At 47.8% G+C, this 13,469-nt stretch carries 15 protein-coding genes; 11 read left to right on the top strand and 4 right to left on the bottom strand.

Annotated elements, in window-relative coordinates; translation table 11 throughout:
* Nucleotides 1–80: 80 nt before the first annotated feature.
* Genes lptM through TOL_RS01250 form a run of 5 tightly spaced genes read left to right on the top strand, consistent with a single transcriptional unit; the run spans nucleotide 81 to nucleotide 3,712 of the window.
* Nucleotides 81–209 carry an LPS translocon maturation chaperone LptM gene (gene lptM, locus TOL_RS18630; RefSeq protein WP_015485451.1) on the top strand — a complete coding sequence of 43 codons (129 nt, stop codon included), beginning with the start codon at nucleotides 81–83 and terminating at the stop codon, nucleotides 207–209.
* A gap of 1 nt (nucleotide 210) precedes the next feature.
* Nucleotides 211–1,461, top strand: coding sequence for a diaminopimelate decarboxylase (lysA, locus tag TOL_RS01265; RefSeq protein ID WP_015485450.1), 1,251 nt, complete (start codon nucleotides 211–213; stop codon nucleotides 1,459–1,461).
* A 21-nt stretch (nucleotides 1,462–1,482) separates the two neighbouring features.
* The gene (gene dapF / locus TOL_RS01260; RefSeq protein ID WP_015485449.1) at nucleotides 1,483–2,313 is read left to right on the top strand and encodes a diaminopimelate epimerase; all 831 of its coding nucleotides are present in this window, start codon (nucleotides 1,483–1,485) and stop codon (nucleotides 2,311–2,313) included.
* Nucleotides 2,314–2,324: 11 nt separating this feature from the next.
* The gene (locus TOL_RS01255; RefSeq protein ID WP_015485448.1) at nucleotides 2,325–2,996 is read left to right on the top strand and encodes a DUF484 family protein; all 672 of its coding nucleotides are present in this window, start codon (nucleotides 2,325–2,327) and stop codon (nucleotides 2,994–2,996) included.
* Nucleotides 2,997–3,004: 8 nt separating this feature from the next.
* Nucleotides 3,005–3,712 carry an HAD family hydrolase gene (locus TOL_RS01250; RefSeq protein ID WP_015485447.1) on the top strand — a complete coding sequence of 236 codons (708 nt, stop codon included), beginning with the start codon at nucleotides 3,005–3,007 and terminating at the stop codon, nucleotides 3,710–3,712.
* A gap of 387 nt (nucleotides 3,713–4,099) precedes the next feature.
* Here TOL_RS01250 and TOL_RS01245 read toward each other — a convergent pair whose 3' ends face one another.
* Both TOL_RS01245 and TOL_RS01240 read right to left on the bottom strand, forming a co-directional pair.
* Nucleotides 4,100–4,372, bottom strand: coding sequence for a hypothetical protein (locus TOL_RS01245; protein ID WP_015485446.1), 273 nt, complete (start codon nucleotides 4,370–4,372; stop codon nucleotides 4,100–4,102).
* A gap of 244 nt (nucleotides 4,373–4,616) precedes the next feature.
* On the bottom strand, nucleotides 4,617–5,105 hold the full coding sequence (locus TOL_RS01240) for a c-type cytochrome (protein ID WP_015485445.1): 489 nt from the start codon (nucleotides 5,103–5,105) through the stop codon (nucleotides 4,617–4,619).
* A gap of 89 nt (nucleotides 5,106–5,194) precedes the next feature.
* Between TOL_RS01240 and TOL_RS01235 the strand changes: the two genes are divergently transcribed.
* The 5 genes from TOL_RS01235 (at nucleotide 5,195) to TOL_RS01215 (ending at nucleotide 9,622) form a co-directional block, all read left to right on the top strand.
* Nucleotides 5,195–6,445: a DEAD/DEAH box helicase gene (locus tag TOL_RS01235; RefSeq protein WP_015485444.1), complete on the top strand. Its 1,251-nt coding sequence runs from the start codon at nucleotides 5,195–5,197 to the stop codon at nucleotides 6,443–6,445.
* Nucleotides 6,446–6,516: 71 nt separating this feature from the next.
* Nucleotides 6,517–6,708 carry a YnbE family lipoprotein gene (locus TOL_RS01230; RefSeq protein ID WP_015485443.1) on the top strand — a complete coding sequence of 64 codons (192 nt, stop codon included), beginning with the start codon at nucleotides 6,517–6,519 and terminating at the stop codon, nucleotides 6,706–6,708.
* 14 nt (nucleotides 6,709–6,722) lie between these two features.
* Entirely contained in the window at nucleotides 6,723–7,058 is a 336-nt protein-coding gene (locus TOL_RS01225) for a YdbL family probable chaperone protein (RefSeq protein ID WP_015485442.1), read from the top strand.
* A gap of 4 nt (nucleotides 7,059–7,062) precedes the next feature.
* On the top strand, nucleotides 7,063–7,653 hold the full coding sequence (locus tag TOL_RS01220; protein WP_015485441.1) for a LemA family protein: 591 nt from the start codon (nucleotides 7,063–7,065) through the stop codon (nucleotides 7,651–7,653).
* A gap of 64 nt (nucleotides 7,654–7,717) precedes the next feature.
* Nucleotides 7,718–9,622: a M48 family metallopeptidase gene (locus tag TOL_RS01215; protein WP_015485440.1), complete on the top strand. Its 1,905-nt coding sequence runs from the start codon at nucleotides 7,718–7,720 to the stop codon at nucleotides 9,620–9,622.
* Nucleotides 9,623–9,631: 9 nt separating this feature from the next.
* Here the strand turns inward: TOL_RS01215 and TOL_RS01210 are convergent, their stop codons facing one another.
* Together TOL_RS01210 and TOL_RS01205 are read right to left on the bottom strand one after the other, a co-directional pair.
* Complete coding sequence (locus TOL_RS01210) at nucleotides 9,632–12,121, bottom strand: ABC transporter permease (RefSeq protein ID WP_015485439.1); 2,490 nt, start codon at nucleotides 12,119–12,121, stop codon at nucleotides 9,632–9,634.
* Nucleotides 12,118–12,834 (bottom strand): ABC transporter ATP-binding protein, encoded by a 717-nt coding sequence (locus TOL_RS01205; RefSeq protein ID WP_015485438.1) that lies wholly within the window; start codon nucleotides 12,832–12,834, stop codon nucleotides 12,118–12,120. The genes TOL_RS01210 and TOL_RS01205 overlap by 4 nt, the downstream gene beginning before the upstream one ends.
* Here TOL_RS01205 and TOL_RS01200 point away from each other — a divergent pair.
* Nucleotides 12,812–13,462, top strand: coding sequence for an arylesterase (locus tag TOL_RS01200; protein ID WP_231848000.1), 651 nt, complete (start codon nucleotides 12,812–12,814; stop codon nucleotides 13,460–13,462). The genes TOL_RS01205 and TOL_RS01200 overlap by 23 nt on opposite strands.
* The last annotated feature ends 7 nt before the right edge of the window (nucleotides 13,463–13,469 follow it).

The following is a 13,469-nucleotide window of genomic DNA, read 5'->3' as shown; positions in this document are numbered from 1 at the left end:
CCCTGTTCGAACTAGGCTCTGAACAAGCGCAGACAGGTTCTGAGAATCCCCGTATAATGCCCGCAATTAGGAGAATCTTTATGCGACTGCGGCCGATTATTATGTGTCTGTTCAGCTTGGGCTTGTTAGCCGGGCTATCAGCCTGTGGGCAAAAAGGCCCGCTTTATCTGCCAGACCAAGACCCTGCTCAAATGGAAAATCAGTTTTAATATGTCTGTATTCAATTATAAAAATGGCGTTTTAAACGCTGAAAATGTGTCACTAGCCGCATTAGCAGAGCAGCACGGTACGCCGTTGTATGTCTATTCTCGTGCCGCTTTTGAGCAACACTTCACCGCTTATACCGATGCCTTAGGCGAATGGCCGAGCTTGGTCTGCTTCGCGGTAAAATCTAACTCTAACATTGGTGTTCTGAGCGCCTTAGCACGTATCGGAGCAGGCTTCGATATCGTTAGTGAAGGCGAATTAGAACGCGTACTCGCGGCCGGTGGCGAACCCTCTCGCATCGTCTTCTCAGGTGTTGGCAAGCAAGCACGTGAAATGCAGCGCGCCCTTAATGTCGGTGTGTACTGCTTCAACGTTGAATCAGAAGCTGAATTAGAGCGTTTAAGTGAAGTCGCCAGCGCCATGGGCAAAACCGCCTCGGTTTCTCTGCGCGTAAACCCTGACGTCGATGCGCAAACGCATCCCTATATTTCTACTGGCTTAAAAGACAATAAGTTCGGTATTGATATCAATGATGCCGCGCGTATTTATCAAAAAGCAGCTAGCTTGCCAGGCATTGTCATCAAAGGTGTCGACTGTCATATCGGTAGCCAGCTAACCGAAATTTCGCCATTTTTAGATGCACTCGATCGAGTTTTAGAACTGGTTGACGACTTAGCAGCGCGCGAAATTCGCATTGAACATCTCGACCTAGGCGGTGGCCTCGGCGTTAAGTATCGCGATGAGAACCCTGCCTCGCCTGCCGAATACATTGCAGCCATTAAAGAACGTCTAGGTGATCGTACCTTTAAACTCATCTTCGAACCGGGTCGCTCAGTATCCGCCAACGCCGGTGTGTTTTTGACCCGGGTTGAATATTTAAAACTGAACGATCATAAGAATTTCGCCATTATCGACGGTGCGATGAACGACTTGATTCGCCCTGCGCTATACAGCGCGTGGCAAGCGATTGTGCCGGTAAATGAAACCTCAGAAGAGCCTGTACGCGCGTACGACCTTGTTGGTCCAGTGTGTGAAACTGGGGACTTCTTAGGTAAGAATCGTGATCTTGCGATCAAACAAGGCGATCTATTAGCGGTGATGTCCGCTGGCGCATACGGCTTTGTAATGGCATCCAACTACAACAGTCGTGGTCGCCCTGCAGAAATAATGGTCGATGGTGAACAAGCCTATGTTGTGCGCGAGCGCGAAAGTATTGCATCCTTGTTTAGCAACGAATCCTGCTTGCCAAAATAATTAGGTCTAGGAAATAACTCTATGTGGCTGAAGTTCAGCAAAATGCACGGCTTAGGTAACGACTTTGTCGTCGTCGACCTAGTAACTCAGAGCGGTTTTATTCGCCCTGAGCGCGTGCGCGAACTCGCTCATCGCAATTTCGGCATTGGCTTTGATCAACTGCTTATCGTTGAGCAACCGTCACGTCCTGATGTCGATTTTAAATACCGTATTTTCAATGCCGATGGCAGTGAAGTTGAAAATTGCGGCAATGGCGCACGCTGCTTTGCGCGATTTGTTTATGATCAGCACCTAACCGGTAAGCGCACCATTAGAGTCGAAACCGCAAACGGCATAATAGAACTAAACCTTACCGACGATAATCAAGTGGTTGTTGATATGGGGAAACCCATTTTAATACCCGCAGACATTCCGTTTAGCGCTAACCAATTTGCACCGGAATACAGCATCGAAGTAGACGGCATTGGCGCAATCAATATCGGTGCAGTGTCGATGGGCAATCCTCATGCCGTGCTACGCGTCGATGATGTCGATACCGCTCCCGTAGAAAGCTGGGGGCCACTTTTAGAAAGCTGCCCGCAATTTCCACGCAAAGTGAACGTTGGCTTTATGCAGGTGGTTGATGAACACAATATCCGCTTACGGGTATTTGAACGCGGTTCGGGTGAAACCTTAGCCTGTGGCACCGGTGCCTGCGCCGCGGTGGTCTCGGGGCAACTACGCGGCTGGTTAAAACCCGGCGTCACCGTTAGCTTACCGGGTGGTGAATTATTTATTGAGTGGGACGGCGAAAACTCAGTGAATATGACTGGACCAGCCAATACCGTTTTTGAAGGGCGTGTAAACGTTTAAGGAATAAGAGTATGAGTCAGTTACCGCGCTTAACAGAAGCCGATGTGGTGCAGTTTTTAGAAGACCATCCAGAATTCTTTATTGGTAAAGATGCTCTGCTGTCTGACATGCGAATTCCACATAATAGTGGGCCAGCAACTAGCTTAGTTGAACGTCAATTAGCCGTGCATCGTGAACGTAATGTTGAACTACGCCAGCGCCTATCGGATCTACTGGAAAATGCCCGTCGTAATGACCAGCTATTTGAGAAAAGCCGACGCCTAGTGCTGGCGTTAGTCGAAGCGGAAAACTGGATGGGGGTTCAAGCCGCACTGGATGACTCCCTGCGTAAAGACTTTGGTGTCGATGCTTGGGCGATGTTGCATTTTACTGAGCGGCAATTAGAAGAACCTCTGATTGCCATTCACAGCACTGAAAGACAACGGACAACTCACCGCCTGTTTAAAGGTCATAGAGCTATCTGCGGGCAATTACCCGCCAGCGATATTGCCATGCTATTAGGTGTTGATAGTAGTGATGCTAAATCCGTGGCCTCCGCGCAAATTCGCGGTCGCGACAACAATGGCGTACTCACCATTGCCAGTAAAAATCCAAGCTACTATCGCAGCTCAATGGATACCTTGTTTCTCGACTACATCGCCGACGTACTGGCATTGCGTTTACCGCAAATACCGGTTGGCTGAGGGTTTTTATGGCTATCCGCTTACTGACGTTTGATCTCGATAACACGCTGTGGGCAGTCGAACCTATCATAGTCGAAGCGGAAGCGGCCATGTATTCATGGATTGAGCAAAACTGCCCCGGCACCTCCCAGCTCTATAGTCCGGAAGGACTGCGACAATACAAAGCCGAACTGGCCGAATGCTATCCGTCGATGCGCCATCAAATATCTAAACTACGCTACGAAACCTTGCGCCGTGCTTTTATGCAGGCCGGCGTTAGCCACGATGAAGCCGTAGCGCTGGCGGGTGAGGCCTTTGCGGTTTTTCATCAAGCTCGCAACCGTGTCACTTTTTTCGATGATGCTCTACAAACCCTAGAAGATTTAAACAAAGACTTAGCCTTGATCGCCGTCAGTAATGGCAATGCCGATTTAAAGATGATTGGTATCCATCATTTGTTTGATCATCATTTCAATGCAGAAAATGTCGGTGCAGCGAAGCCGAGCCCAGATATGTTTCATGCAGCATTGAACGCAGCGGGTGTGGCTGCACACGAAAGTATTCATATTGGTGATCACCCAGTAGAAGATATCGCCACGGCAGCGACGCTGGGTATGAAGACAATTTGGGTTAACTTTGACGAACGGGTCTGGCCTTTAGATCATGTCCGTGCGGATGCAGAAATTACTCATTGGTCGCAATTGGCACTGCAGATCGAGCGCCTTGCCGATCGGTAAGTATCGCTGCTGTAAAAAAGCATGACTCATCGCCCAAATGTAACGGAGGGTGCGACTCGTTTAGATCCGTTGCTGAAAATACAGGTTTAGTAGTAACAGCATGAGCCGAATGACCGGACAATAGCCAAACAACTCCCAGAAGTAACAGCGCGATAGCCGCTGGAATTGCATGCATACGCCGACGAAATCGTCGACTGTCATTGCGTTGTTGGATATTTGAATAGATATTCACAATAAAGCATCCCTGCCGTAGTAGAAGAGAAAGCATAGCAGTAGGACCAACAATTGGGAGTTAAACTCCCAATGTGGCCTAATTTGCTACGCTCAGGTACCTGACTTTTAGTCCGAACTGGACATTTCAGGCATCTATCTAGCGCTTTGACCTAATTAAATTGGGCGACTGCCATAACTGGTCTGCGGCTTACGTGGCGGATCTCCCATGACGTTATCGTCAACGGTTTTAATTTGTCCGCCGCGCGCCAAAAACGCGGCAACTTCTGCATCCAATGACTCACGCAGTTTGCGATGCGCTTCCGCAGAGCCAAAGCTCACATCAGTAATGGGCGCTTCGTCTTGTTCTTCTTCTGGACCCAAATCAGTGTCTGATTCGTTGTCCATTTCTTCATCCGGCATCGCCATATCGTTATCTTTAGTAGCCATGCGGCAGTCCTCTCTTGGTAATCATATTCACGACATAACTTATAGCTAAGGATTCAGTTGCCGCCATGATCTGAAAACATAAATTACAAAAAAAATACTAAGGTCAGAAAAAATACAATAAAGATGGGAAAACGCGACCGCTTACCGACGAACGATGGTTTTCTAAACAGAAGGGATTTAACAAGATAAAAAAAGCCCCGAACGGGTCGGGGCTTTGATAAGCACTATATAGAACTAACGCTTATTAACGACCAGACATAAACTTGATGGCGCCTAGGATTTCATCATCAGAACAGTTAGCACAGTTACCACGAGGCGGCATAGCGTTAATACCATTCAACGCATTCTTCCACACGGCATCCAACCCTTTCTCTAAGCGTGTATCCCAAGCAGCTTGGTCGCCTTTCTTAGGAGCACCAAGAACGCCGATGCTATGACATGCTGTACATGCAATGTTGTATACCTCTTCACCCGTACGAGGCTCTGCTGGCGCTACCGCTGCACCGCCACATTCCGCGCCAACGCATACTTCACCAACTGGCTTGATGCGTTCATGGATTTTCGCTGCGTTTGCGTCAGTTTCTGCATACGCTTGCGCCATTAATAAAGTGGCAGCAGCCAAGATCAATGCTTTCAGTTGTTTCACGAAGGTGTCCTCATCTAAGCTATCACGGCTTGTAATTTTAAAGTCGGACGCATTATAGCGGTATTTTGTAGGGGATTGAATGATCATGCATGATCCAGAGCAAAACTTCCTGCATCTGCGTCTAAATTTGTAGCAATGTTATACTCAGTTTCTTTGCTTTCCTGTGGATCGACACCATGTCCAGCTTTGCTGCGTTACAGCTCGCTAGCCCAATTATTACGGCATTAACCGACTTAGGTTACGCTACGCCAACGCCCATCCAAGCCCAAGCGATTCCAACCATTCTGGCCGGTAAAGACGTTCTGGCCGGCGCGCAAACAGGAACAGGAAAAACCGCTGCTTTCGCATTACCTCTATTAACTCGCCTACTTGAAGGCCAACCTGCACAGAGTAAACACCCTCACGCACTGATATTGGCACCAACACGCGAGCTTGCAGATCAAGTGGCGACCAGTATTCAAGGCTATGCTGCCCACACTAAGTTGCAAACATTAGCGGTATACGGCGGCGTCAGCCAACGACCGCAAACCGACGCCCTAACTCAGGGCGTTGATATCTTAGTGGCAACCCCAGGGCGCTTACTCGATCTGATCAATCAACAGGCGTTAGAACTCAGCGCTGTCCGTTGGCTAATTTTGGACGAAGCTGATCGTATGTTGGATCTTGGCTTTAAAGACGAACTCGTGCGTTTGCTTAAACGATTACCCAAACAACGCCAAACCCTATTTTTCTCGGCAACCTTTCCCAAATCGGTCAAAGATTTAGCCTATAGCATGCTCAATCAACCGGAAGAAATCGCAGTCGCTGCCGCCAACGCTACCCTTGATAGTATCGAACAAGTTCTCTACAACATGGACACCAGCAAGAAACGCTCGGCACTAGCTTGGCTCATCGGCTCGGGGAATTGGCAGCAAGTCTTGGTATTTGTACGTTCGAAGAAACAAGCCGATGATCTGGCTAGCGAACTGATAAAAGACGGTATCAAATGCGATAGCCTTCATGGTGACAAGAGCCAAGGCGCACGCGCACGCGCTCTCGATGATTTTAAGAACGGTAAGATACGCGCTTTGATAGCCACCGATGTTGCGGCCCGCGGTATCGATATCATTGAATTGCCTTGGGTCGTTAACTACGAGCTGCCATTTAACGCCGAAGACTATGTGCATCGGATTGGCCGAACAGGCCGAGCCGGTAACAGCGGCAAAGCCATTAGCTTTGTTGCGCGTAACGAAGAGAATTTATTGGCGGATATCGAGGCTCTAATTAAGCGTCCCCTTCCGACCCAGTGGTTAGTCGGCTTCGAACCTAACTTCGACGCCCCTGCCGATAGCGCCAGTCATGGCCGTAACCAACGCAAACAACGACAAAAAGCCAAGGCGAAAGCAAAATCTCAGGCGACCTATGGGATAAAAAAATCTCGCTCCTAAGCACGATAACAAGGCTTGCATTCGCTGGGGTCGCGGTTAGAGTAAGGGGAATGTTAACAAGGACTCAACCTATGAAATTCCAGCCAAGTGCAGTGCTATTGGTGGCTCCTCTAGCGGTGGTACTCAGCGCCTGTACTCTTAAGGTGGCCGCCCCAGAGAAACCCATCACCATTAACCTAAATGTCAAAATCGAACACGAGGTCCGCATCAAAGTGGAAAAAGACCTCGAAAATTTGTTTGAGTCGGAAGACGGTTTATTCTGAGTTTGGAGAATGTGATGAAAGTGACACTATTTAAGACCTTACCCTTAATGCTAGCGGCAATGTTATTTAGCATGACCAGCTGGGCTCTTGAGCTCGATGATGCCAAAGCCAAAGGACTTGTCGGCGAGCAAGTTAATGGCTATCTCGGTTTAGTAAAAGCCGACAATATGGAAGCAGCAGCGCTGGTTGTTGACATTAATCGTCAACGTAAAGTGAAGTATCAAGAAATTGCAAACAAGCAGAATACTCAGCTCGCTAACATCGAAAAAATTGCAGGCGAGAAATTAGTAGAAAAAGCATCAGAAGACGGCTTTTACTACCTTAATAGCACTGGCGGCTGGGAACGTTAATATTATGACAACCATAATTACATTAGTGGTTATTGCCTTGGTATTGCTTTATATCATCAGCATATATAACCGCCTAGTAACTCTAAAAAATCGCTATGAAAATGCTTTTGCGCAGATTGATGTGCAATTAAAGCGTCGTTATGATCTCATTCCCAACTTAGTTGAAACCGCTAAAGCCTATTTAGGGCACGAACGTAATACGCTTGAAGCCGTTATTGCTGCTCGAAATGACGCAGCTGCTGGCTTAAAAGCAGCTGCTCAGCAGCCGGGAAATGCCGGCGCGATGAAGCAACTATCAGGTGCCGAAGGTGTTTTAGCTAGTGCAATGGGCCGCTTAAATGTCGTCATGGAAGCTTACCCTGATTTAAAAGCCAACCAAAATATGATGCAGGTATCTGAAGAGCTAAGCAGCACAGAGAATAAAGTCGCATTTTCACGCCAAGCCTTTAACGATGCAGTCATGAGCTACAACACCTTCCGCCAAACATTTCCGCCGGTTTTCTTTGCATCAATGTTTGGCCATGGCAGCGATGCTAGCCTATTAGAGTTTGAAGATAAGGCTGCTATACAGGCTGCGCCGAAAGTAAGCTTTTAATTTACTTTCAATTTTTAACTTAGCGCTCAAGTTTGCTTGAGCGCTGCCAATAGCATTGTGACGTATGAATTTTTTTGAGCATCAAGACCAAGCACGCCGTCGAACCGGCCTGCTAAGCTTACTCTTTTTCCTCGCGGTCGCGATCATCGTCGTTTTGCTCAATATCGTATTTATTGTTGCTTTAGCGTGGTCAAGCCATAAACCCATTACCCTTGAATTAGTACAAGCTCAGCCAGAAATATGGCTGCTTGGGACCGCGGGCGCGTTGCTCGTTATTTTCGCAGGTAGCGGCTATAAATGGCTGGAATTACGCAAAGGCGGGCGACAAGTCGCCGATATGCTCGGTGGCCGGAAAATTCAATCCAATACACAAGATAGTGACGAGCAACAGTTACTCAATGTTGTCGCAGAAATGGCCATCGCCTCGTCAATGCCAATACCGGATGTCTATGTTCTCGATGACGACAGCATTAACGCCTTTGCTGCAGGCCATCAGCCTTCGGATGCCATCATTGGGGTAACTCGCGGCTGTATGGAGAAACTATCCAGAGAGCAACTACAAGGTGTCATTGCCCACGAATTCAGCCATATATTAAACGGCGATATGCGCCTGAATATGCAACTGATGGCGTTACTCTTCGGTATTTTATTCATCGGCTTGGTCGGCCGATTACTCATGCATTCATCCTCTCGTAGCCGCAATTCTAAAAATAATGCGGGGCCTATGATAGGTTTAGGTTTGATGGTTATTGGCTATAGTGGTGTATTTTTTGGCAGTATTATTCGTGCTGCGGTGTCGCGCCAGCGCGAGTTTTTAGCCGATGCATCCGCGGTACAGTTCACCCGTAATCCCGATGGTATAAGCGGTGCATTAAAGGTCATTGGCTATGGCGCTGGTAGTGATGTACACAATCCGGCCAGTGAGGAAATGGGACATCTATTTTTCGGTCAGGCATTTACTTCGCGCTTAAATATCTTTGCGACACATCCTCCGCTCAATGAGCGTATTAATCGTTTAGATCCTTCGTGGAACGGCCAATATCTTAAGCCGAGAGTAACGTCAGCTCCTCGGGAAATCCCCTCTCGTAAGAGCACACTCGACAGCGCAACTTCTGCGATTATTAGCGGCTTAGCGGGTGCTACCAGTGGTGGTCACGCTGATACTAAAAACCAAAGGATAGAGCCCGAAAATAACACCACCGCCGTTTTATCTGAACGCCAACGGGCACTGTTAAATTTACAGGCGGCGGCGATTGAGCCAGACAGCGCACGTATATTGATATTTTCGTTATTAATTGCGTCGCCGAATAAATTAATCGCAAGAGAACAGCAAGATTTAGTGCGTAAGCAACACGGCCAACAATCATTTACAACCTTGCTACAGTTTTACCCTGCCGCACAAACACTCTTGCCTGGCCAACGCCTACCGCTGGTCGAAAAATCGCTGACGGCATTAAGAGAAATGTCGCCGCAGCAATACGAAAATTTTCATACGACGCTGGTCAAGCTCGCGAAAGCCGACGGTGAAATTGATTTATTTGAATGGTGTTTATACCGTTTAATATTGCAATATTTAGGTGCACATTTTAATACTGTTCATCCAGCAAAGCCGCGATATAGCCAAGCAGATGCAGTAGCTAGCGAGATCGCCACGGTTATCTCTTATGTTGCCTGTGCAGGCCAAGAACATCCTGAAGATATTGATAAAGCATATGCCGCGGGAATTGCAGCCGGTGGCTTCTCTGCGGTGAAGCGAGATATAGCGCATACCACCTCGGGCTCACTCAATCCATTAAACCGCGCTCTGGCAAAATTAACCCAAGCCTATCCTCATATAAAAGGGCGGATTATTAAGGCATTAATGGCAACCATTACAAGTGATCGCCACATTACTGAAGATGAACGCGACATGGTTAAAACGATAGCCACTATTTTAGAATCGCCAATTCCGAAAGAGCTTATCGAATAACCAGGAATATTAATCTAGCTCTCGTAAAACCCGCAATGGAGCAACGGTTACGGCACGTCGCATAAGCAATGTGCCAAGTGCAACCAGCACTAGCATTGTAGCCGGTAGCAACCATAGCCAGAGCCAACCCAGACCACCGTAGGGAATATCTAACAAGGCTGTGTATAAGCCATAACAAATCGCCTCGCTTCCCAGTAACGCCAGCAATCCGGCAACCCCACCTAGCAACGAAAATTCAACCATCTGCGCCTGACGGATACGACCTGAACTAGCACCTAAAGTACGTAATACTGCGCCTTCGCGTAGCCGCTCTTGAGTGCTACTAATCAAAATCGCTATGGTCACCAATCCAGCAGCCACTAAAACAAACGCCAGAATTAATTCAATTGCCAAAGTTAAACGCTGCAACAGCATTTGTATTTGCCCGAGCAAATAACGTGTATCCAGCAAGGTAACACCCGGAAACTCACGAATAAGCTGGGTTAGTGCTGTTTGTTTTTCTACTGGAATATAAAAGCTTGTGAGATAGCTTGTGGGCAACGCCACTAAGACGTCGGCAGAAAATACCATGTAAAAATTGGGCGTCATACTGCCCCAATCGACAGTACGCAAACTACTAACAGTCGCCTTGAAATTGATCCCTGAAGCGCGAAATTCAATCACATCATTCAATTTAATTCCCAAGCGCTTGGCCAGCTTGGCCTCTACCGACAACTGCTGAGTTTGGCTCGTCATCAATGACCAATCACCCTCTTCTATTTCATTATTATCGGGCAGGCGATTAAATGTGGTAGAAATTAAATCACGATCAATAGCGCGGTCGTCGGCGATAGCGAGTTCAGCTACAGATACATCATTGATACTAACCAAACGCATGGGCACCATAGGATAAAGAGGCTCGGCCCGTAACCCAGCACTATCGAGCGCAAAACTGAACTCCTCGCGCTCATAATCTTGGATATTCATTGCAAATACATTCGGTGCATCATCTGGCAAACTTCGTTGCCAATCGGCGAGTAAATCATTACGCACTACGCCAATAACAATCATCACGATCAAGGTTAATGCGAAAGCAATTATCTGACCTGCGGTTTGACGACTATTACGGCTTAAATGCTGCCATGCGAAACGCAAAGCCAAGGGCAAATCAATATTTTGTAAGCGCCGGCGTAATAAGCGAATCCCCAGATGCAGTAAGGCCAATAACAATAAAACGACCAGTGTTCCCCCTCCCATCATGCCGAGACTAAGTACTACATCCGCAGTAAACAACCAAAGTAAAAAGGTCAGAGCTATAAGTGCTAAAGCGGCTAAAAACCAACCCTGCAAAGGTACTGGCACTAAGTCTCTGCGCAACACACGCAGAGGCGATACTCTCGATAACGGCATGAGATGGGGTAGAGCAAAACCCAATAAACTAATCAGGCCGCTACTTAACCCCAACAGCCAAGCACTCCATGGAGCCGCCGGTAAATTATCCGGTAATAAATCTCCTAATACTTCTATTAGTCCCGCCTGTAATAGTAATGACAAGCCGGCACCCACTAGAGTGGCTATAGTACCTATCCAAAACAATTGACTGGTATAAATATATAGCACTTGGCCTTGCGACAAACCGAATGTACGCATTAAAGCACTAATATCAAAATGTCGCTGGGCATAACGCTGAGCACAAATAGCAACTGCCACACTCGCCAGTACAACAGCAAGCAAGGCGGATAAACCAAGGTATTGCTTGGCCCGACTTAACGAACCCGCCATCGCTTGATTGCCATCATCTAGAGATTCAAATTTTTGATTCGGCTCCAGCACCAATTCTTGCTCTAAAGAATTTAGCGCATCATCACTACCCGCTAGCAAAAGCCGATAATTAATACGACTACCAGGGCCTAATAAACTGCTGTTTTCTACATCGCGCCAATTCACCATTAAGCGCGGCGACAGCGTATAAAAATTACCGCCACGATCAGACTCTTCGGTAATAACACCACTAATGCGCAATTGGCTTACACCCAGCTCGACGCTATCTCCGACTTCTACATTTAATAGCGCTAAAAGACGCGCCTCCGCCCATGCTTCGCCGGGCTGCGGCCCGTGTAACTGAGGATCACCGGCTCCATACATTTCTGGACTGATGGCTAATCGGCCACGCAATGGGTAACCGTCATCAACCGCCTTAATTGCGGCTAATGCCATCTCATCCCCATGCAATACCACACTAGGAAACTCCATCGTTCGCGCGGTTTTTAAATCTAGATTTTGCGCCTTAGTCTGCCATTCATCCGGTAATTGCGTCGTCGACGAAATACGGCGATCTGCACCCAATAAGTCATTGGCGTTAGCCTCCATCGCCAAGTTTAATCGCGCACTAAATAAAGCGATTGCCGTTGTTGCCGTTACAGCCAATATCAATGCTAACAATATAAGTGTGAGCTCGCCGCTGCGGGCTTCACGCCACAATAACCGCAACGCCAATAATGTTTGACGATATAGAGTCACAGGATTTTCTCCTCCTGCGTCATCTCGAATAACTCGCCATCGTTCATATACACTTGGCGATGACAGCGCGCTGCTAATTTAGGATCGTGCGTTACCAACACTAGTGTGGTGCCTGAATCACGATTCAAAGTGAACAGTAAATCCTCAATTTGTTGCCCTGTTTTCCGGTCCAGATTCCCCGTCGGTTCATCAGCGAATAAAATCTCAGGCGCTCCGGCGAATGCACGAGCAATCGCAACCCTTTGTTGTTCACCACCCGATAACTGACTTGGATAGTGATGCTCGCGTTGCGCTAAACCCACTTCTGCCAATAATTTCTTTGCCTCTTGGCGCGCCGCTTTTACGGAACGAATCTCCAGTGGCAACATCACATTCTCTAACGCCGTTAGTCCTGGCAAGAGGTGAAAATTCTGGAAGACAAAGCTAACGCCACGCGCACGCACTGCGGCGCGCTGGTCTTCATTAAGATTTACTAGCGATTCGCCCAACAGGCTCACATCGCCTGAAGTTGGTAAATCAAGGCCGGCCATCAGTCCAAGTAAGGTTGATTTACCACTACCGGAAGCACCAACAATGGCAATTGCATCGCCAGCCTTGATCTCTAAGTTAACGCCCTTCAGGATAGTCAGTGCTTGCCCACCTGTTTCTACCGTTTTGGTAAGAGCACTAACAGATAAAGAGGTTGCTACATTGTTACGATCAACGCCGCTCATAAAACTAGGATTCCTTATTGGCTTATTGCTCAATCTTGCTGTTTTTGCATCATCCAGCCGAGCTGAGCCAACCATCGTTGTTGTGGGTGATAGCATTAGTGCCGGATTTGGTGTGCCACTGCAACAAGGATGGCTGCATTTATTAGAACAACGGCTGCAACAGCAGGTTCCAGAACTTAAAGTAGTCAATGCCGGAGTATCCGGTGATACCACTAGTGGCGGAGCCAACCGCCTGCCTGATCTAATCGAAACCTATTCACCAGAATTGGTCGTTATTGAACTGGGCGGCAACGACGGATTGCGCGGTACTCCGGTAAAATTAATTCAGCGTAATCTCATTAGTATGATCGAAGCAGCACAAGGGAGTGGTGCCGATGTGCTGCTTGTCGGCATGCAAATTCCACCCAACTATGGCCCGCGTTATGCGGAAGCATTGGGCCAGCTCTATCCGACGTTAGCAGAGCAATACAAAACGATGTTATTACCTTTTGAACTGTTAGCGAAAATCTCTACCGCACCAGGCATGATGCAAGATGACGGCATTCATCCGTCTGCCGCCGCCCAGCCATTGCTAGCCGACTTGTTAGCGAAACCTATCGAAGATTGGCTAACAAGCCGCTCCAACTAACCCGATT

This window comes from Thalassolituus oleivorans MIL-1 (assembly GCF_000355675.1).
Lineage (GTDB): Bacteria > Pseudomonadota > Gammaproteobacteria > Pseudomonadales > Oceanobacteraceae > Thalassolituus > Thalassolituus oleivorans.
This window is presented reverse-complemented; position numbering and strand designations above follow the sequence as displayed.

Excerpts from the sequence above, each read along its gene's own strand:
- TOL_RS01205 (WP_015485438.1), bottom strand. The coding sequence starts at position 12,834 with ATGAGCGGCGTTGATCGTAACAATGTAGCAACCTCTTTATCTGTTAGT.
- TOL_RS01250 (WP_015485447.1), top strand. The coding sequence starts at position 3,005 with ATGGCTATCCGCTTACTGACGTTTGATCTCGATAACACGCTGTGGGCA.
- lptM (WP_015485451.1), top strand. The coding sequence starts at position 81 with ATGCGACTGCGGCCGATTATTATGTGTCTGTTCAGCTTGGGCTTGTTA.
- TOL_RS01245 (WP_015485446.1), bottom strand. The coding sequence starts at position 4,372 with ATGGCTACTAAAGATAACGATATGGCGATGCCGGATGAAGAAATGGAC.
- TOL_RS01255 (WP_015485448.1), top strand. The coding sequence starts at position 2,325 with ATGAGTCAGTTACCGCGCTTAACAGAAGCCGATGTGGTGCAGTTTTTA.
- dapF (WP_015485449.1), top strand. The coding sequence starts at position 1,483 with ATGTGGCTGAAGTTCAGCAAAATGCACGGCTTAGGTAACGACTTTGTC.
- TOL_RS01230 (WP_015485443.1), top strand. The coding sequence starts at position 6,517 with ATGAAATTCCAGCCAAGTGCAGTGCTATTGGTGGCTCCTCTAGCGGTG.
- lysA (WP_015485450.1), top strand. The coding sequence starts at position 211 with ATGTCTGTATTCAATTATAAAAATGGCGTTTTAAACGCTGAAAATGTG.
- TOL_RS01225 (WP_015485442.1), top strand. The coding sequence starts at position 6,723 with ATGAAAGTGACACTATTTAAGACCTTACCCTTAATGCTAGCGGCAATG.
- TOL_RS01235 (WP_015485444.1), top strand. The coding sequence starts at position 5,195 with ATGTCCAGCTTTGCTGCGTTACAGCTCGCTAGCCCAATTATTACGGCA.
- TOL_RS01240 (WP_015485445.1), bottom strand. The coding sequence starts at position 5,105 with ATGATCATTCAATCCCCTACAAAATACCGCTATAATGCGTCCGACTTT.
- TOL_RS01215 (WP_015485440.1), top strand. The coding sequence starts at position 7,718 with ATGAATTTTTTTGAGCATCAAGACCAAGCACGCCGTCGAACCGGCCTG.
- TOL_RS01220 (WP_015485441.1), top strand. The coding sequence starts at position 7,063 with ATGACAACCATAATTACATTAGTGGTTATTGCCTTGGTATTGCTTTAT.